14 protein-coding genes are annotated in these 20336 nt (G+C 59.1%); 4 read left to right on the top strand and 10 right to left on the bottom strand.

The annotated features are described in order from the left end of the window. Positions 1 to 55: 55 nt before the first annotated feature. From AC13C8_RS08855 to AC13C8_RS08865, 3 genes are read right to left on the bottom strand one after another with little or no spacing between them, the layout of a single operon-like run. On the bottom strand, positions 56 to 1156 hold the full coding sequence (locus tag AC13C8_RS08855) for a hypothetical protein (RefSeq protein ID WP_091428715.1): 1101 nt from the start codon (positions 1154 to 1156) through the stop codon (positions 56 to 58). After that, positions 1153 to 4539: a D-Ala-D-Ala carboxypeptidase family metallohydrolase gene (locus AC13C8_RS08860; RefSeq protein ID WP_482847070.1), complete on the bottom strand. Its 3387-nt coding sequence runs from the start codon at positions 4537 to 4539 to the stop codon at positions 1153 to 1155. Before AC13C8_RS08860 ends, AC13C8_RS08855 begins: the two co-directional genes overlap by 4 nt. Before the next feature lie 21 nt (positions 4540 to 4560). Beyond that, positions 4561 to 6777, bottom strand: a complete 2217-nt coding sequence (locus AC13C8_RS08865) for a hypothetical protein (RefSeq protein WP_482847071.1) — start codon at positions 6775 to 6777, stop codon at positions 4561 to 4563. Between the two features lie 243 nt (positions 6778 to 7020). On the opposite strand from AC13C8_RS08865, the gene AC13C8_RS08870 reads away from it, so the two are divergent. From AC13C8_RS08870 to AC13C8_RS08880, 3 genes are read left to right on the top strand one after another with little or no spacing between them, the layout of a single operon-like run. Continuing rightward, on the top strand, positions 7021 to 7776 hold the full coding sequence (locus tag AC13C8_RS08870; protein WP_091432027.1) for a 5-oxoprolinase subunit B family protein: 756 nt from the start codon (positions 7021 to 7023) through the stop codon (positions 7774 to 7776). Beyond that, positions 7773 to 8801 carry a 5-oxoprolinase subunit C family protein gene (locus AC13C8_RS08875; protein ID WP_482847072.1) on the top strand — a complete coding sequence of 343 codons (1029 nt, stop codon included), beginning with the start codon at positions 7773 to 7775 and terminating at the stop codon, positions 8799 to 8801. Before AC13C8_RS08870 ends, AC13C8_RS08875 begins: the two co-directional genes overlap by 4 nt. A 3-nt stretch (positions 8802 to 8804) precedes the next feature. Continuing rightward, the gene (locus tag AC13C8_RS08880) at positions 8805 to 9578 is read left to right on the top strand and encodes a LamB/YcsF family protein (RefSeq protein ID WP_482847073.1); all 774 of its coding nucleotides are present in this window, start codon (positions 8805 to 8807) and stop codon (positions 9576 to 9578) included. Positions 9579 to 9591: 13 nt separating this feature from the next. Here the strand turns inward: AC13C8_RS08880 and AC13C8_RS08885 are convergent, their stop codons facing one another. From AC13C8_RS08885 to AC13C8_RS08915, 7 genes are all read right to left on the bottom strand, one after another. Continuing rightward, positions 9592 to 12708, bottom strand: a complete 3117-nt coding sequence (locus tag AC13C8_RS08885) for an efflux RND transporter permease subunit (protein WP_482847074.1) — start codon at positions 12706 to 12708, stop codon at positions 9592 to 9594. Then, the gene (locus AC13C8_RS08890; RefSeq protein ID WP_091428726.1) at positions 12705 to 13847 is read right to left on the bottom strand and encodes an efflux RND transporter periplasmic adaptor subunit; all 1143 of its coding nucleotides are present in this window, start codon (positions 13845 to 13847) and stop codon (positions 12705 to 12707) included. Before AC13C8_RS08890 ends, AC13C8_RS08885 begins: the two co-directional genes overlap by 4 nt. Positions 13848 to 14032: 185 nt before the next feature. Then, entirely contained in the window at positions 14033 to 15433 is a 1401-nt protein-coding gene (locus AC13C8_RS08895; protein ID WP_091428727.1) for a TRAP transporter large permease, read from the bottom strand. A 2-nt stretch (positions 15434 to 15435) separates the two neighbouring features. Then, positions 15436 to 16077 (bottom strand): TRAP transporter small permease subunit, encoded by a 642-nt coding sequence (locus AC13C8_RS08900; RefSeq protein WP_091428729.1) that lies wholly within the window; start codon positions 16075 to 16077, stop codon positions 15436 to 15438. 77 nt (positions 16078 to 16154) lie between these two features. Further along, positions 16155 to 17165, bottom strand: a complete 1011-nt coding sequence (gene dctP / locus AC13C8_RS08905) for a TRAP transporter substrate-binding protein DctP (RefSeq protein WP_091432028.1) — start codon at positions 17163 to 17165, stop codon at positions 16155 to 16157. Between the two features lie 107 nt (positions 17166 to 17272). Continuing rightward, entirely contained in the window at positions 17273 to 18040 is a 768-nt protein-coding gene (locus AC13C8_RS08910) for a 3-keto-5-aminohexanoate cleavage protein (protein ID WP_091428731.1), read from the bottom strand. Then, entirely contained in the window at positions 18037 to 19356 is a 1320-nt protein-coding gene (locus AC13C8_RS08915) for an aspartate aminotransferase family protein (RefSeq protein ID WP_482847075.1), read from the bottom strand. Before AC13C8_RS08915 ends, AC13C8_RS08910 begins: the two co-directional genes overlap by 4 nt. A gap of 99 nt (positions 19357 to 19455) precedes the next feature. On the opposite strand from AC13C8_RS08915, the gene AC13C8_RS08920 reads away from it, so the two are divergent. Next, positions 19456 to 20319 carry a MurR/RpiR family transcriptional regulator gene (locus tag AC13C8_RS08920; RefSeq protein ID WP_482847076.1) on the top strand — a complete coding sequence of 288 codons (864 nt, stop codon included), beginning with the start codon at positions 19456 to 19458 and terminating at the stop codon, positions 20317 to 20319. Positions 20320 to 20336: the final 17 nt, after the last annotated feature.

A 20336-nucleotide genomic window follows, 5' to 3' on the forward strand; every position in this document is an offset into this window, starting at 1 on the left:
TGTCAGTGTTACAGAACGCGGCGGGGCGCTTTAGGGGCGTCAGCACTGCGTGGTGTCACTGAAACACCGACAGATCAACAAAGGACCCAATCGCGCTGGCCAGGATCGGCGAGGCGATGGCAAGGATGGATTTGAATGCCTCCATACTTGCGATACGCCTTATGTCGAAGCCTTCAAGCGTGCTGCCCAGCTTGGTTTCTCCGACCGCTTCGCTTGCCTGTTTGAACCGCTCGATCCGCACCTTCAGGATCAGGCTGACCGGCATATAGAATGACAGAATCAGCACCGTATAGGTCACGCCGCGAAACATGGACAAAGAACTGACAACACTGTCATGTGCGTTGCGCAGAATCGGGTCTGCGATCAAGGCACCGGGCCATTTCATCCAGGACAGCACAAGCACCATCCCGGTCGTCAGCAAGACACCGGCACAATAGAGATAACGCTGGGTGCTTTCCTGCGCGTTTTGCAGTGCCGTGGCCTCGGAAATCAGTGCGTTCTTGTTGCTGCGATCAATGCCAACAGGGTCGGCCAGTGACAGAACCATTCCCGCTATGATCGCCGCTGCCGCCAGTGAGGTCAGGATGTTGACGCGATCCAGCAGGTATTTCATCGCAAAGTATGCCCCCATATTCTCGCAAGGCCCTGTTAGTGCGCCGCCGGGGTCGCAGCCGGGCAGATTGCCGATGCCAAGCGCTGTGCGAAACAGGTTTTCGCCCAGCAAGGCTTGCGATTCAAAACTCGCGGGCATCCAGTCCGGCTCAAAAGTTGAAAAGCTGAGCGTCACCATGATGACCCCGACAATGCCGACCAGCGTATAGCAGATCGACTTTTTCGTGTGGCGGGCATAAAGCTCGAATGAAAACATGGCGATAAGGGTGATGGTCACGGCCACGAATAAAAACAGGGCGGCAAGAAACTTGTAACGGCCGTCCAGCTCGATCAGCGGCGCCATCGGCGCAAGTTCGATCCCCTGCACCTGTAACGACGTATCACCGAACGTGCCCAGCAAATATTCTGAAGCAGTCAGCACCGCGACCGGCAAGAGAAGGATCAACAGATAGCGCGGTGCGATCTGTAGCTTTCCCGCAGTGACCGGTCGTGGCAACGGCACGGCGTCACTGTCGAGTGGTGGAGGCGCGTTTTCCTGTGTCATCCGACGTCGATATCCGCAATCAGGGTTTTGCGCGTGTCCGCCAGCTTATCGCGAATGATCTCGCGTATATCGGCGTAGATCGTCGGGCTAAGGACGACTTTCTGCGCGGACAGCCAGTAGTCAAGTTCGTTCTTGCCCCATGACACAAACAGGATGTTCTGCTTTTTGTCTTTGAAATTGAAGTTGAACGCGCCCAAAGCCATCGAGATTACGTCACCCGATGCCTCGGCGCTTCCGATCTGGAAATTGCCACCGGTCGAAGTGGAGGTTTCGAAATCAAACAGCTTGATTTTGCCGTCATCCGCTGCCAGCCCGCGCAGCGCCTCCATCGCGCTTTCGACGATCTTGAACTGGTTGCCGGTCGCGACCTGGGCAAGTGTGGCCAGGACGACCTTATCGAAGCTGCCATTGCCTTTCATCTTCTGGCTGGCCTCGAAAGGCGCGGCCTCGCGGGTCCATCCCATAAGGCTGAGCATATCCATATAGGTTGTGTGCCACAGCTCACGTTCCTTCACCGGGTCGGCCTTTGCGTCCGCCGCCCGCTGGGCAAACAGCGTTGACAAAAGCACGTCCTCTTTCTGGCTGGGGGTCAGGTTCTCGACGAACGAGATCACGCTGGATGCGCTGACCGCTGCTTGTAGCGATTGCTGGTGTGCTGCATTTTCAGACGTTGGGTCGAAATCGTCGCTCGACCGGCTGACCGGGTCCGCGAAGGCCGAACTGCGGGATTTCGCACCCGGTGCCGATCTGGGCTTGGCCAACATAGTTGCAATCAGAATTGCGATCCGTTCCGCAAGATCGCGCGGCTCGCGTTTTTTCAGGGGCGACGAGCCGGACAGCTTCATGTCTCGGAATGCCGGTGGCCATGTGGCGTTGACGCCGCGCGTGTCGATATGGGTGAAGCTGCTATAGCGGCCGATCCCGCCGGTGAAGAACCCCTCTTTGTCACGCAGCCAGCGCAGGGCTTTTGCCGCCTCGGGGGCAGACATTCCAGAGACCTTGAAATCCAAGGCGCAGAACTTCATGTGCTGGCTTTGTTTGGCCCCACCAATACAAGCGTTATACGCCGGGCCACGATACGCGTTGGTGATGGCGATGGGTTTACCGATCCGGTCGCGGAAATGGTCCAGCGCCTGCGCGGTCTTGGCGATATTGGTCCACAAGCCGCGCGGTGGATAGGTGTTCTTGCCCTGACATTTCCCGCCGGGGGTCGAGTGCCCTCCACCCAGGATCAGGAACTCATCCGTGCCGAAATTTTTCAGCCCAAGTGACCGGATAAATCCGTCGAAGTCCGCATAGTCTGGCCACTCAAGCGCCGCCGTGGCGCTGCGGAAGCCCGCCCCACGTGTCTTGGCTGACAGGATCGCATCAAGCTCGGCATCAGGCAGAAGGTCATTTTCGTCTCCTTCATCCTCGGTCATCGGATCGACTGATGCAGAGAATGATTTGGCCGCCACTGTGCCCGTTCCGGATGAAATACCGGCAGGTTGCAAGGTGAAGGGCCGATCAAGAACGAAATTCGGCTGTTTCAGCAACCGTTCAAACAGTTGCGGAGTTTGGCTGTCGCTGCCGATCTCGGCGTCGATTGCGGCACGGAAGGCGCGGTAGTCGCCGGTGAAGCGTCCGCCGTTCCAGACGTTCAGAAGGGCACCGGTGAAGGCCCCGTTTTGCGGCCCGTCCATCGCATATTGCGTATCCTTGCACGCCCCAAGGTTCAGGACAGACGCCTGAATGGGGCTGCTGAGCGGCGCGGTCATGACGCTTTCTTTCATCGCGCTGTAAGACTTCGACGCAGTGCGATAGGCGGCTTCGTTGGCCCGCCAGACTCGATCTTCAACATAAAGCGGCATGGCCCGGATGCGCGGGTCTTGCGGGATGACGCGCCCAAACAACTCGGCCGGGGCGGTGGGACCAAACCGCGCCATCGACCCGGAATGGCAAGTGTCCGGCATGATCAGCACGCGAACCCCATCGCGGAACAGGGTCCAGAGCATATAAAGCTCGTCATCCGCGATCTGGAAATCATACAGGCATAAGGTTTCGTCCATCCGCTGGCTGTCGTCGTCATGGTCTTCGTCCTGATTGAAATCGGGCACCCGCCCGCCATGGCTGGACACGGTAAAAAGGAACATGTCACCCGGGGAAAGGTCTTTTGCAGCGCGCTTTATTTCGTCCACCACGTTCTGGCGGGTGGCGTCACTGGTCAACACAAGCTGCGGTTTGAACCCCTCGCTTTCAGCGATACCCTGCATCGCAAGAGCGTCGGCTTCGCAGGCGGCCAGTTGACCATCCCAGCCGTCATAATGTGTCGGATCCACGGAGTTGATACCGACATGCAAGGACATGCCTTTTGCCGGGCCTCCAGCGATGACCGGGGGCGCTTGCAAGGCGCGTGACAACTCGACGGCCGAGCCAAACGGGCCGCTCACAACAACAGGCGGTCCGCTGCGGGCGTTGGCGATGCGATTGATCTCGAGCTGGAATTTGCGCGCGACATCGCCATAGCCTTCGCCTGTCGGGTGCAGCCCGTCGAACCAACGATTATTGCCCACCACACCCCGGCAATCAATATAGGTGACATTGGGCATCGACCGGGACAGGCGGCGCAGGCGTCGGTTGAACTGGTCCATCATCTCGGCGGCGATGGCCATTTGCAGCGCGCGGTCGCGAATGCCCCGCGATTCCATCGGTTGGCCAAGCCACTTATCCTTGTTGGGCACGGGATAGTCATAGCCGTGGCACAGGATGTTGACATGGGGGAACCTTTGCTGCACCTGCCGGAACATCCGCCCATAATGCCCGAGCGCGTCATCGAGCAGCGCCTGGAAGGATGGCAGCAGGTAATCAGCAGGGGCGAGTTCGGGGTCGAAAGCCTCTAGATGGGAGGCCAGAGCGCCGCCAGCGACCAGATCGTTGCCGCCTCCTGACAGAAGCAATATCTCGGCGCCTGTTTCTTCCAGCGCGCGGATATATTCCTGTTTGTCCGCCATACGTTTCAGCAGATCGCCTGCGGCGCCCAGCGAATAGATCGCATAGCTGGCCATCAAGTGGTCGATCGTGTCGCGCAGGCGGATGGGATACTGAAACCAACTGTCCCCTTCGGACACGATGATCGGGCCGTCATAGCCCTGTGCCAGTTTCTTCTGAAACGCGCTTTTGCGGTTCATCCGTGCAAACCAGTTGGCCGAGTTCATCAACGCCGCCGTGCGTTGGGCGGCGTTGGCGCCGCGAGGGATCTGAACGGTCGCAGGGTTCAGCTTGAACTTGGGGGAGAATGGACCTGATCGTTCCTCATCAAGTATGAAATACTCTGAGAGTTCGGATTCATCGGCGTTCAGATCCGACATTTTCGACATCAGTTGTTCAACAGTGATCTTGGTCAATGGTCTTCTCCTTGATGGCGTTCAGTGTCCCTTTTCCTGAAATCCTCTTATGCATTCGAAAATGCTGTTGGTGATGGTGGGGTCGTCGTTCAGGGCAGACTGCGGGATGCGGTCCAGATTGTGTTTCTGCGCGGCAATACAGTTCAGCCGGAACACCGCATTTTGCACCGGGATTGTGGGATCATCCACGACACCCGACATGCCAAGAAACGGTCGAGGGCGCAGAAGATAGGGGGCCGAGGTGTCGTCGGCGTCTTGTGGCAAGGGGTATCGATCTTCGAATGCGCGCGAGACGAGATGGAGGATGGATTTGCCATAGGCACCGAACTTCACGCGCTCCTCAAGTTCGGGCGTTGGGACGTAAATCCGCGCACGCGGAGGTGTCGTGTATTCCAGGTATTCCTGCACCACCGGCTTGCGCGATGACGACTTGCGTTTCTTTTTGCCCGCAACAGGACCGTTCATTACGTTGATCAGCGGGATCAGGCGTTTCTTGGCGCGTGGCATCCCAATAGCCGGATGGACCAGATGCAGCGTGTCAAACCGGTCCATCCCCCGCGGTTTCAAGGAAGCCGGATCGAACCAGCGTGTCTTGTGCTCCAGCAGCGACAGCATTTCGTGCACCACCAGAGCACCGGCCCCTTCGGCGACGATGTGAAGTTCACAACCCGTTTCTTTTCTTAACTCCAACAGGTCAAACAACAGATCGCCGACAAAGCCGGTCTTGATCTTGTCAAGTTCGTCACTTTCGAAATCTTCATATGGCAGTTCTTCGGTGCCCCGCAGCGCGCGTCGGGCACTCAGTTCGATATCCCGCCAGAAAGCGCGACCCACGCCACGCACGCGGTTTTCGATCAGTTCGTCAAGATGGGCGGCATTTTCCCCAGCTTGTTCTTCGCAACTGTCAAACAGGCTTTGCAGCACCTCAAGTGATTTTTCGACGAAGCCGTTGCACCAGAAAATCGTATAGGGATACAGGCCCAGATCCTTGATCAGGGTCTTACGCCCGACCGCGTCGGCAAAGGCGGGCTTTATTCCCTCAAGACTGCCGGGGATCCAGATCAGGACGCCGCGATACTGGTTGTCCTTATTGGCGGGATCGGCCTTGGGGTCCAGCCGTTCTGAAAGGTATTTGCGGGTTCGTGTCCAGCCATCCTTGAAAGACGGATAAGACCCGGTGGCCACGTGATATCCATCATCCAGGTTCATGTAATGGCCGACAAGTTCAAAACTGGGGGTGGAGCCGGACTGGATGGGGCCGGCGTCGCCCTTGGTGCCTTTTTCGCCAACAGACGCGCCGAAGGCAGAGGGGGCGAACACGCCCAGTCGCAGGACCCAGCTGTCCACCACGTTCTGCGCCCAATCGGTGTAAGACCACAAGCCCACCCCTGCTTGCCCGTTATATCCGCCCCATTTCGGCCCCCAAGAGTTCAGGATGTGAAATCCCATTTCATCATAGCCGATGACAACGAAAGCATGCGTGCCGGTCTTTCCAAGCGCGGGCGGCCAGGTGATCAGACCTCCTTTGTCGGGCAAAGCCTCAAGCCAGCCGTCATGAATATTCGCCGTGGTCAGGATCGCCTCGGCATCGTTCAGCGCCGCGTGAAAATGGTTCAGGATCGAGGCCAGGCGGAAATAGGCGCCAAGCCCGATCTCGCGCGCTTTCTTGGCCTGACCGACCGTGGTGAACTTACGCGCTTTGTCTGGCCCGTCCGCCAAATAGCATTCGCTTTGCCAGCGCCCCTCATCGGTGGTCGGTTCGCCAAAGGGCCAATCGCGACAGACGCCATGATGATAGAAGCCCTTGATCGCAGATCGTAATGTCAGGATCCCTTCTTCTGCCAGCACTTCACCGTTTTCAAGCTCGGGATAGCGGTCATGGAAGGACGCCATGCGATACAGCATGTCTGCACTGACGATATCTTCCTGCACCTTTGACAGATCGGGTTCGGGATGATCGCTAGTGCTGGGCGTACGGCGCAGGGTTTGCAGAAGTCGTTGGATGTCGATCAGATTGGCCAGCGCAAAGCCGACACACCGACCGCTGCTGCCTTGATTGCGCGCACCAAAGACTGGCACCTGCAACCCGGTGGCGGGATCAGGGGTCAAGAGTTTCGGGTTCAGGGAAACCGTGTCACGCAGCACCGCCAGATTGGGGATATAATCCTGATCGCGCAGGTCCACCCAATCGGCGCGCACGCCGGTATCCTTGATCAAGGATCGCGCAAAGCTGGCCATCGAAATAACCGTCCCTTACAAAACAATAGGTATTCAAAATCAACTAATCTGAGAAATAATAGTATTTTACTCTATCAGAAAACTGTCCCGAATACAAAAACACTCTGTTTCTGAGTCAGAGTCCACCCGGTTGAACCTTGGTGAAGACCACCCGGTCGATGCCGGGAGCCGCATTTTTGAATGTTATCCTGGCCGAGATGGCGATAGGTTTTCCTTCGATTGAAACCGCTTGCCGGGGCACATGTGACACAGCGTGATCCAAAACGATGCCCGCCCGATGGCCCGGTCATTTGCTCTGCCGGGGTGGATGGCATCCTTGTCCGTTTCGCCGAAACGCTAAGCGAGGCCGCCAACCGCGCTGCCTTGGCCTTTCGCGCCGCAATAGAAGCCGCCGGGTGGGCGGCAGTCGAGGAGACATCCTCTTCGTTGGTGTCCGTCTATCTGCGCTTCGATCCGCTCCATCTGGATCACGTGACGCTGCGCGGCCAGATCCGGGGGCTGCTCGACAGTCGTGACTGGTATGCGGCAAACCTACCGGATGGGCGGCGTCTTTGGCGTATTCCTGCCGTGTTCGGCACCGATCTTGCCCCACAGCTTGCGCAGGCCGCCACGCAAGCCGGGCTGTCTGAGGACACGGCGATCGCATCCCTGACCTCGACTCGCTTGCGGGTTCAGACCATCGGGTTCGCACCCGGACAGCCCTATCTCGGCACGCTGCCCAAGGCATGGGACATTCCGCGCCAAAGCCAGCTGACCGCGCGGGTGCCGGAAGGGGCCATCGCGGTGGCGATCCGACAACTTGTGCTGTTTTCGGTGCCCACACCGACCGGTTGGCAGCATGTCGGACAGACCGCGATGCGTCTGTTTCAACCCGATGCCGACGAGCCGTTCCTGTTGCGGGCTGGTGACGAGGTGCAGTTTGTGACCACAGAGCCCGACACGCTGGATCGTCTGCGCCGTGACCCGATGGGCGGCGCGACCGTCGCGGTGATCAGATGAGCGGGAATATGAAAGTTCTGCGGGCTGGACCGGGTGTAACCTTGCAAGACAAGGGACGTCCCGGATGGTTGGATTCGGGACTTTCCCGTGGCGGGGCTGTCGATCTTTTGGCGCTGACCGAAGGGGCCGTGTTGCTGGGCCAGTCCGATCATCTGCCCGCGGTTGAGATGGCGGGAATGGGCGGAGAGTTCGAAGCGGAGTCCGATCTGCGCATCGCCCTGACCGGCGCGCCAATGCGGGCAATGCTGGATGGGATGAAACTGGCGTGGAATGCCAGTCACAGATGGCCTGCGGGCACGCGGCTGTCCATCGGTGGTCCGGTGGCGGGCAGCTATGGCTATCTGCATGTGGGCGGCGGCTTCGAAGGCAGCTCGCGGCTGGGCGCATGCTCGGCGCATTTGGCGGCAGGGATTGGCAGTGCGGTGAAGGTGGGCGATCACCTAGGGGTCTCTGATGATCCGGGTGGGCAGGCAGGCATGACGTTGGACGTTGATGACCGCTTCAGCGGCGGCACCGTGCGGATCGTCGAAAGCCTCCAGACCAATCTTTTTCCTCAGGCCGAACGTGACAGGTTCACAACCACAACCTTTCATCGGGACGTGCGGGGCAACCGGATGGGCGCGCGGCTGGTGCCACCGGAGGAAGGGTTCCACACCGAGGGCGGCCGCACGGTCTTGTCCGAGGTGGTCGTGCCGGGCGACATCCAGATCACCGGCGATGGCACGCCCTTCGTGCTGCTGTGCGAGTGTCAGACCACCGGCGGCTATCCTCGTATCGGCACTGTGCTGCCCTGCGATCTGCCGATCATCGCGCAAGCCCCGGCGGGCGCGCCGCTGCGGTTCCAATTCATCGAACTGGACCACGCGGTTGAAGTCGAACGGAAGGCCGCGATCGCACGCAAAGCGCTTGCGCAGAGCATCATCCCGCTGATCCGTGATCCCCATTCCATCCCTGACCTGCTATCCTATCAGTTGATCAGCGGGGTCACGGCAGGTGGTGACAGGACAGATGAGGACCAGAGGTAGAAGATGCCACAGACAATCGATCTGAACGCGGATATGGGTGAGGGGTTTGGCCCTTGGCAGATGGGGGATGATGCGGCGCTGCTTGATATCGTGACATCGGCCAATATTGCCTGCGGGCTGCACGCAGGCGATTGGGACGTCATGGCCGCAACGATGAAAAATGCGGTTGCCAAGGGGGTTGGCATCGGCGCGCATCCGGGGTTTGCCGACCTGCACGGCTTCGGGCGGCGACGGATGGAGCTTCCCCGCGGAACGCTGCAAAACCTGGTGCGCTATCAACTGGGCGCGGCGCAGGCGATGGCGGCGGCGGAAGGAGGACAGGTGCGGCATCTGAAACTGCACGGCGCAATGGCGAACATGGCCGCAGAGGATGCAGATTTGGCGCGCGCCTGCTATGACGCGGCGCTTTCGATCGCGCCCGAATTGATCATCATGGTGCTGGCAGGCACCGCCCAGCAAGATGCAGCCCGTGCTCTGGGATGCGCCACAGCCTGCGAGATTTTTGCCGACCGCGCCTATAATGATGACGCAACACTGGTGGATCGCCGCCTGCCGGGTGCGGTGATCCACGACCCGGACGCGGCAGGCGCACGGATGGCTCAGATGGTCCGCGAGGGTGCGATCATCACCGAAAGCGGTCAGCGCATCCCGACACGGATCGACACGATCTGCCTGCATGGCGACACACCCAGCGCCGTGGTGATTGCCACCAAGGTGCGGCAGGCGCTTGAAGACAGCGGGATAGAACTCGCTCCATTCACGGGTGCCCGCGTCTAGCCGGTGCGGGTCATCATGCCGGTTGCGCCGCCCCCCTGGCCACCGCCCGTGCCGCACGTTTTTCGCCCAGAACCAGCATCGAAGGCGTGACGATCAGGGTTAGCACCGTCGCGAAGACCAAGCCGCCTGCAATGGCGCTGGACAATTCGGTCCACCACTGGGTCGATGGCGCGCCATAGACGATTTCACGCGTGAAAAAGTTGATGTTCAACCCGATCACCATCGGCATCAGACCCAGCGCGGTCGTGACCGAGGTCAGCACAACCGGGCGCAGACGCTGCGCGCCGGTGCGCAACGCCGCCTCGTAGGGCGACGCACCCGCTGCTTTCAGCTCGTTATAGGTGTCGATCAACACGATGTTGTTGTTCACCACGATACCCGCCAGCGCGATCACACCGATCCCACCCATGACGACACCAAAAGGCCGCCCGGTGATCATCAGGCCCAGCAGCACACCCGCGATGGAAAAGACGATGGCAGACATCACTACGAAGGCCTGCCAGAAGCTGTTGAACTGGGTCAGCAGGATCAGGAACATCAAACCGATGGCGGACAGGAACGCGCCGATCAGGAAGGTCATGGCCTCTGCCTGTTCCTCGGCCTCGCCGCCGAATTTCACCTCGACGCTTTCGGGCAGATCCATCTTGTCCAACTCGCTTTGCAAGGCCAGGATCTGGTCGTTCACAAGCACCCCCGGTGCCACATCCGCCGAGATCGAGATGACGCGTTCCTGATCAATCCGCGTGATGACTCCACTGCGCGGGGCGGGATCGAATGACACGAAATTCGAGATCGGCACCAGCCCGGCGCTGGTCGGCACGCGAAGGTTCTGCAATTCGGCCAAGGTGCGGTCAACGGCCGGGAAGCGGACGACAATGTCCACCTCGCCATCCGTGTCTCCGGGGCGGTAGTTTGCCACCGTTATGCCCTGGGTCAGCAGTTGCACGGCTTGCCCCAGAATGGCCACGTCTGCGCCGGCGCGCGCGGCCTCGGACCGGTCGATAGTGATCTGCCATTCCACGCCGGGCGAGGCGCTGGTCTCCACGATATCGGTGAAGCCCCCCAGACGCTCCATCGCCTCAATCAAAAGCGCGACACCGGCCTGCTGATCTTCAAGCGTGTTGGATGCGACCTCAAGATTAACCGGCTTGCCGCCACCGGGGCCAGCAACGGCGGTCTGCACTTGCACGTCAATACCCGGAATGGTGGCGACGTCCTTTCGGATATCCTCGGCGATGTCGACAACGGGTCTTCGCGTGTCCCATTCCGCCAGTTCCAACTGCAACGAGCCAATGGCGTCGCTGCCATCGCGGCCACCGCCCGAACGGGCATAGATGCTGGCGATCTCGTCATAACCCGACAGTTTGGCTTCGACCTGCCGAACCAATGCGTCCTGTTCATAGACCGAGAAATTGTCTTTCGCGCGCACCTCGACCTGCGCGTAATCCGGCTCGACCTCTGGAAAGAAGGTCAGGCCGTTGCCAAGGGATCCGTAGGCAATGAACGAGGCGACCAATGCGATCACCGCAAAGCTCAGCGTCACGCTTGGTCGCTTGATCGACCATTTCAACAGGCTGACATATGCGCCCATGACGCCGGTCATCATCCGTGGATCACCGCGTTCGGCAGCATAGTGCTGTGCCTTCGACTTTGCGGATTGCTTTTGTTGTTTGCCAATCAGCCCGCCAACGACAGGGATGAAAACCAGCGCCATGAACAGCGAGGCCGCCAGTGTGATGATCACCGTGATCGGCAGGAATTTCATGAACTCACCCACCGTTCCCGACCAGAATAGCAGTGGGAAGAACACACATAGTGTTGTGGCGGTCGAGGCGATGATGGGCCAGGCCATCCGCATCGCGGCCTCGGCATATGCCTGTTTCGAGGATTTCCCTTCGTGCAGGTACCGGTCGGCGAGTTCGACGGTCACGATGGCACCATCGACAAGCATCCCGACCACAAGGATCAGCGAGAACAGGACCACGATATTCATTGTGTAGCCCATGAAATAAAGCCCTGCGACGCCGGTCAGAAACGCCCCCGGAATGGCCAGACCGACCAGCAGGGACGAGCGCAAGCCAAGCGCATAAACCACGACAATCATCACCAGAATGATCGCAGCGATCACGTTTGCCTCAAGGTCCGACAGCATGGATTTAACCTGCTCGCTTTCATCAAGCGTATAGCTGATATGGACGCTGTCAGGCCAATTGGCCCGCGCGGTGCTGATCACATCGCGCACCTCGGCCACGGTTTCGATTATGTTGGCACCCACACGTTTCTTGATCTCAAGCGCCAAGGCGGGTTGGCCGTCGATCCGGGCAAAACCATCAGGGTCCTTGAAGGTCCGGCGGATGGTGGCGACATCAGCAAAGGTTACAACGGTTTGACCTCGCACCAGCACCGGAAGCTCCATCACGTCGGACATGTCCTCGATCAAGCCCGGCACTTTCAGGACGAGGCGCCCGGCTTCGCTTTCGATGGCACCGGCGGCAATCAATTGGTTGTTGCGGTTGATCGAGCTGATCAACTCTTCAAACGTAATATTGTATGTCTCGAACACCGTGGGGTCGATCAAGACCTCAAGCAATTGTTCGCGTTTGCCGCCAATGTCGACCTCCAGCACACCGCCCAAAGCCTCGATATCGTCCTTCAGATCGTCCGCCAGATCGTTCAGCGTGCGTTCGGGCACCGGGCCGGACAGGATCACGGTCAGGATTGGAAACAGCGCGGTGTTAATCTCGGTCACGGTCAGGCGCGCGTCTTGGGGCAAGTCGTTTTCCGCCTTGTCGGCCGCTTCGCGCACCTTTTGCAGCGCCTCGTCCGCGTCAAACCCCGGTTCGAATTCCAACTGGACGCTGGCATGACCTTCGCTGGCTGTCGCTGTCATGGATTTCAGCCCGGTGAGCGAGGCAAACTCCGTCTCCATCGGGCCGATCAGCACGTCCTCGGCATCTTCGGGCGAAATGCCATCCAACCCGGTTGAGACATAGACAATCGGGATCGGGATTTCGGGATTGCTTTCCTTTGGGATCGCGTAATAGGCAAACGCGCCGATGATCAGAAGAAACACCAACAAAAGCTGAACGACCTTGCTGCGATTGAACGCGGCTGTGATCAGGGTTTTCATTGGGCGACCTCGGTTGCGGCGGGGGCGTCAGACGGGCGCGGATCGACCGTATCGCCAGCATTAACGAACCCTTGGCCCACCGTGATGATGTCTGCACTTTCCGGCAAACCAGTGACCCATATGCCATCGGTTTGGGCGCGCACGATGGACACCGGGGCGAACTCGACAATATTGTCGTCGGTGACTGTTTTGATCCCCAGTTCGCCATCGGTTCCCAGCGACAGGATCGCCGGAGATATAAAATGGCCCCGTGCCTTGCCGGTTGGAATGGCGATACGAGCGCTTAGCCCGGCGGGCATTTCGCTGTCGGGGTTGTCAACTGTGACCTCAACCCGGAAGGTGCGGGTTTGACTGTCGGCGTTGGCCCCGATGAACGCGACGGTGCCATCGCGCACTTCGCCGGTGATAAACGACACCTTGGCCGTTTGGCCCTTCTTCAGCCGTGACAAAGCCTGTTGGGGCACTTGTACGACAATCGACAGCGGGTTGTTGTCCAGAACCTCGGCCACCACATCGCCGCTGTTCACAAATTCGCCTTCGTCCAGCGTCATATCGTTCAGCCGTCCGGCAAAGGGCGCGCGGATCACGGTGTTTTCCAATTGCTCTTGCGCAGCCGCCACCGCCGCCTCTGCCGAGGCTTTGGCAGCGCGGGCTTGCAGCACGCGGTCTTCCGTGGTGATCCCGCTTTTCTGGAGCGAAGTGGATTTTTCAAGATCGCTAGTCGCCTGATCCAACTGCGTTTGCGCCTGCACCAGCTGTGCTTCGATGGTGGCAGCGTCAAGGCGTCCGATTTCTTGACCGGCGGCAACAAGATCGCCGCGGTCGGCCGACACAGACAGGACCTCACCCCCGACCTTGGCGGTGACATTGGTCGCGCGGTCCGGGATCGATTGCCCTTCCGAGATCAGGACAAGATCAATGTCCTGTGCGGACGAGGTCATGACCGCGACCGCCACCGCACGCGCCACCGGCTCGTCAGTGGGTTCGACGTCTGGCTGCGATGGCAGGATGTAGCCACTGCCCATCCATCCGACCAGCACAATGGCGAACAATGCGGCCAACCACTTGGAGCGTCCGGCGCCCTTGTCGTCTTCGAATTTCAGGTGCCCGTTCAGATCGGGCAGCTCGTCTTTCGGCATTCCACTGTCCTTCGTCAGAAATGTGCACAGGCAGCTGTGTAGGATGATGTAAACATGTTAACTAGGTTCACTTTGATACATTTACCAGCCACATGTGATAGAAAGTGATCAATACTATCGGGCTGTGCAGTCAATATGAACGGCTGCCGTGACGGTAAGTTAACGAGTGAATGCCCATTGCGCGGCTAGACCTGACTGGGCAGCCAAAGGACGATCATTGGAAAGGCCACCAGCAAAGCGATGGTGAACGCATCGGCAATGAAGAAGGGGGTGACGCCTTTGAATACATCCTGCACGCTCAGATCATCGCGCACGCCCGCAACGACAAAGCAATTCAGACCGATGGGTGGTGTGATCAGGCAAAACTCGGCCATTTTAACCACGAGGATGCCGAACCAGATCGCGCACATCGGCCCGGACATTCCAAACGCGCTGTCGGCGGCGGACACGGCCTCGCCTCCGTTCAGGGCCATGACGGCGGGATAAACCACCGGCAGGGTCAAAAGCAGCATCCCGATGGCATCCATGAACATGCCCAGCACCGCATAGGCCAGCAGGATGCAGATCAGGATCAACATCGGCGACAGGGTCAGCGAGGTGATCCAATCCGAGAACGCCGAGGGAAGACCCGCGAAGCCCAGAAAGCGGACATAGATCAGCACGCCCCAGATGATCGTGAAGATCATCACCGACAGTTTCGCCGTTTCCAGCAGTGCGTCTTTCAACTCGGCCCATCGCATCCCGCGATAGAGCGCCATCAAAAACACCACGAACGCCCCGATTGCCCCGCCTTCAGTCGGGGTGCCCCATGCGTCGCCTCCGAATGGGTTATAGACAAAGAAGATGATCGTGACGACGACGAATACGATGGGCAGGGCCGGGGGCAGCGAGGCGAAGCGCTGCTTCCACGTAAAGCCGGTGACGGGCGGGCCGAAGCCCTTGATGGTCATCGCCATGCCAATGATCAGAAGGCCATAGATCACGGCTGAAAACGCACCGGGGATGAAGCCTGCGAGCAAAAGCTTGCCCACATCCTGTTCAACAATGATGGCATAAATGACAAGGATCGCAGACGGCGGGATCAGGGATGCCAGCGTGCCGCCCGCCGCCACAACACCTGCGGCGAATCGTTTGTCATAGCCAATGGCCAGCATTTCCGGGATGGCGATGCGAGCAAAGACCGCGGATGTGGCGACCGACGCGCCAGACACCGCGGCGAACCCTGCCGTTGCAAACACCGTCGATACCGCCAACCCGCCGGGCACCCAGGCCAGCCAGCGTTTTGCGGCCTCGAACAAGGCTCTGGTTAGCCCTGCGTAATAGGCAAGGTATCCGATCAGGATAAATGTGGGGATCAGGCTCAGCGCCTGGGACGACACTTTCGAATGCGGCACCTGTCCTGCGGTTTTTACGGCAACGGTCAGCGCTTTGCCGAAACGCGCAGGGTCATAGCCGAACTTGGCCCAGAAGATCCAGATAAGCCCGACCAGCCCGGCCAGCCCGGCAGCAAACGCAACCCGCATGCCGAACACTACCAGAACGAGCATGCCACCAGATACGATCAGACCAATCTCAATCGGGTCCATGATTACACCGTCCCGTCGTCACGGCCCGAGACATGCTGGGCTTCGAGGGCCGCCTGGGTGGCGGCATCAGCCACCAGCGGCACGGCGACCGGAGAAGGGTCGTTGCGCACGAAGGCCCGACCATAGGCATAGATTTGCACCATCAGCCGTATGCACAAGACGCTGAATGCCACCGGTGCCAGAAGTTTGGCAGGCCATAGCGGCAAGGCAATGTCCATCGAGCTGTCGCGGCTCCACATCGGGGCTGCGAAATCGAAGCTGCGGGCGAAATGCGCCCAACTGCCCCAGACGATCAGTATCATGAAGATCAGGATCGCCAAGGTGGTGATGATCTCGACCAGATACAGCGCACGACCGCGCAGTTTGCCGACCAGCATATCCATTCGGATATGTCCGCCATCGCGCTGCGCATAAGCGACCCCCATGAACGCGATCAGGGGCATGGCCTGTTCGATCCAGTCCACATAGCCCGGCAATGGTTGTTGGAAAAAGTTACGGCCGCTGACTGATGCGACCGCCAGGATCATCAGCGAAAACACCGCAAGCCCGCTGACCAGCGCCAGTGCAGATTCCAACCGATACAGCCGTTGGTCAATTTTGCTGAGTGAGCTGTCGTCTGACAGCACAAGCGATGAACCTGCCATGAAAACCTCTTTGTGACTGGGATGAAATGACCGGTCGTTGCCCTGCACCCATCAAGACGGATGCAGGGCGCGTTGATTTAGCTTTCGCCAGCAATCATGCCGGTGACAAGGTCATACAGCTCTTGCGCGGGTAAGCCGCGAGCGGTGTTTTCCTCGATCCACGCTGCGGCAGCAGGCGCTGCGGCAGCCTCTTTGAAGGCAGCAATCTCTTCGTCCGAGAAGGTCACTTGCTCAATCCCACGCTCTTCCAGTGCCGGACCCCAGGCCGCCATTGTCTGGTTGTTGTAATAGTCGACATAATAGGCGAGTGCCTCGTCCACCGAACCAAGCAGTGCCTCGCGATGGGCTTCGGGCAGACTTTCCAATGCGGGCGTGTTCACCACGACCGGGCAGTTGACGGTGCCGGGGTTCAGGTTGGTGGTCCACCACTTGCCATTCTCGATCGTGCCGAACGACATGTGGGCATGGGGCGCAAAGGACACGGCCTTCACGATGCCGCTGTCCATGGCTTGCCGCACTTCGGTCGCGGACATCGAGGTCGGCACCGCGCCGATAGTTTCCATCGCGGCACCAATTCCGCCCGTGGCACGCACGCTCAAGCCTTCAAAGTCAGCCAGAGTGGTCGGGGCATCGCCGACACCGACAAGGTTGTATTGCGGCAAGGGCGACGGCATCAGAAGCGTCGCATCCCACCGCGCCAGGTCTTCTTGCGTGGCTGGGTGCTGATACACCGCCTTGGACAGCGCGATTTCCTGTTCCAGCGACGTGACACCAAGGAACGGCAATTCCAGCACCGTAATCGACGGGTTCTTGTCGCGGTGATAACCCGCGCAGAACTGCGCCATTTCGAACGCGCCGATTGCAATGCCATCAAGGTTTTCGGTGTTTTTCGATAAGCCGCCATAGCTGATGTTCAGGGTAAACTCACCATTGGTCTTCTCGCTGACCAGCTCGGCCAGCTTTTCGACATGTTCGGTGAAAGCGCGACGTTTGCCCCATAGGGACACGTTCCATTCGGTCGCCATGGCTTCGGTGGCAAAGGCCAGCGAGACGGCGGCAAACGCGGTTCTGCCAAGTAGTTTGCGCATGATTTCCTCCCAGTTGCATGCAGTCTTGTTGCGACACAATGCGATAAAATCCGGGCTTTGGCTATCCGGGAATGTGACCGCAAACACCTTCGCGTGTTGCGGCAAGGTTAGGCGCGCTGGATCGCCTCGCGAACGGCTCTTACACGTTCAGCATTGTCATTTGCCACACGCCCATCTGCATGAACGCGCGCATTCTCAAACCCGACGCGGCACTTCCCGCCGCGCTGGGCGGCATAAACCAGAGACGCCGTTTCATTTTGGCCAAAGGCACAGACCGCCCAGTCGGCTGACAGGTCATGCGTGCCCATCCAGTCAAGAAAATCGTCCAGATCGTGGGGGTCCGAGTTCTGATCCGCCGCATAGCGGCCCAGAACGAACAGCAGTTGCAGATCGGGCGCGTTCAGCACGGGATCGGGCAGGGTGCGTATCAAAAGCTCCCCGTCCGCGCGGTCGTAGAGGATATGTTGGATCGCAATGTCTTGCTCCGCACAGTCGGTGTAAAACGCACGGGTGACACCCTCCGGGTCGCGGCACAGTTCGCGGATCGACGCGGATACCATGGATGCGCTCGATTGCAGGGCGATCTCACGCTGGTGGGGCGGGTCATATTTTCCGACCGCCTCTGTGGTGATCTGGATCGCCATATCGGGCACCTGAGTGGTCAATTCCTGAACCGCCTCGCGATACGCCCCTGCGTCAAGCAGGTGCCCGCCTTCTGCGTCGCGCAGATGCAGGTGCAGACCATCGGCCCCGGCCGCATGACAGTCGCGTGCGGTGGTGACGATTTCGGACAGGGTTATCGGCAGGGCGGGATGATCGGCCTTGGTCAGGCGCGCGCCGTTTGGGGCCACCATCAGTTTCGGAAGGCGGGTCATATAACCTCGGCAATGGATTTGGACAGCTTGGCCACAAGTTCGTCAATCTGGTCATCGGTGATGATAAAGGGCGGGGCCAACATTACATGATCGCCTTGACGACCGTCGATCGTGCCGCCCATCGGGTAACAGATCAGCCCATTGGCAAAAGCGTGCTTCTTGAGTTTTGCGGCGATGCCTTTCTCGGGGGCGAAGGGGGCTTTGGTCTCGCGGTCCTCGACGATCTCAAGCCCGCGAAACATCCCGCGTCCGCGAATGTCGCCGATCTGGGGATGCTGGCCGAACGCATCGGTCAGTGCGGTCATCAGCTTCTCACCCATCTGCGCAGATCGGGCTGCCAAGCCGCCATCCGTCAGCTTTTTCACCACCGCATCGGCGGCGGCGCAGGCCGTCGGGTGGCCGACATAGGTGTGGCCGTGCTGGAAAAACCCGCTTCCATTCTCGATCGCTTTGTAAATTTTACCTGAACACAGCATCGCTCCGATGGGCTGATAGCCTGCGCCCAATCCCTTGGCGATGGTGATCATGTCCGGCGAAATGCCGTCCTGTTCGCAGGCGAACAGAGTGCCTGTGCGCCCCATGCCGCACATGACTTCGTCAAGGATCAGCAGAATACCGTATTGATCGCAAATTTCGCGAATGCGTTTGAAATAGCCCGGCACGGCGGGCACCGCGCCGGCGGTCGCGCCCACAACGGGTTCAGCGATGAACCCGATGACGTTTTCCGGCCCTTGTCGCAGCAATTCCGCCTCAAGTTCATTGGCGGCGCGCAGGCCGTAGTCTTCCTGCGTCTCGTCGTCCCGGCGCAGTCGGTATTCGTAACAGGGCGAGATATGCGAGGCGGAAACCATCACCGGCGCAAAGGGTTCACGCCGCCATTCATTGCCCCCGGTGCCAAGCGCGCCCAGCGTGTTGCCGTGATAGCTTTGCCTGCGCGAGATGAACCTGGTGCGCTGCGGCTGCCCGGTTTCGATCATGTATTGGCGCGCCAGTTTCAGGGCGCTTTCCACCGCTTCCGACCCGCCGGACACAAAATAAACCCGTTCGATCCCCTCCGGAGCATGGGCGATGAGCCGGTCAGCGAGTGATTCTGCGGGCTCGGATGACAGGAAGCCGGTATGCGCAAAGGCCAGCTGATCGACCTGTTTCTTGATCGCCGCGATCACGTCAGGGTCCGAGTGGCCAAGGCAGGACACGGCTGCCCCGCCCGATCCATCAAGGTATTTATTTCCATTGGAATCAAATATATAGATACCTTCCCCCTTCATAGCGACGGGTGGGATGATCTTGGTGTGACGGGGAAATACGTGTGACATGGCATCCTCTGAAATTCGATGCTATTGAAACAAAAAAGACGCCATTTGACAATGTGTGAAACAAAGAGAACACTATATTTGTCCAATCAGGGGGGCAATTTGGAGAAGCGCTTCGAAAAGAGGCTCGCGTTGGCGTATGCCGATCTCAGTGATGCGTTGCGCAACGCTGCGGATTTTCTTGTGGCCAACCCACTGGATGCCGTGACGCGGCCCTTGCGCACCGTGTCGCGTAACAGTGGTGTGTCGCCTGCTGCGTTCTCACGTTTGGCCAAAGCGTTGGATTACGAAGATTTCGAAGAGCTTCGCGAAGAAATGCGCGACAAGATCGACCGCCGCGTCAACAATTTCGCGCAACGGGCCGAGCAGCTTCAAAAGCAGCATGATGATGGCCAGAACCGATTCATCGACATCCATTTCGCCGCCTGCCAATCCAATCTCAGCAACGCGCTGGCATCGCTGGATGACAAAGACCTTGAAACCTGCGTCGAGGTGTTGGTCAATGCACGCAAGGTGTTGTTGCTTGGTGCGTTGGGATCGACGGGGATCGTGGAATATATGTCCTATATGGCGAATTTCTGCACAGATAACTGGCGCCTGGCGAATCGCATGGGGACGTCATTGGGCGGGGCCTTGTCCGGGTTGGACGAGCGTGACGCGCTGTTGATTGTCACAAAACCGCCCTTTGCCTCGAACGTCATCAAGTCTGCAAAACTGGCTCATCAACTGGGCGTTTTCGTGATAGTCATCACAGATACCCATGCTTGTCCGGCGCTGGAATACGCGTCGATCAGCTTTGTGGTGGCGGCGGATAGCGCAAATTTTTATTCATCCTACGTGACGACCTTGTTCCTGATCGAAACGATCATCGGAATGGTTGTCGGACGCTCGGGTGCCGCGGCACAAGAGCGTATTGCAGAAGTCGAACTGCGCAGTCGGCAATTGGCCGAAGTGTGGTCCGAGTAACAACAGAACATCAACAC

Source organism: Aliiroseovarius sp. B-4 (assembly GCF_056857795.1).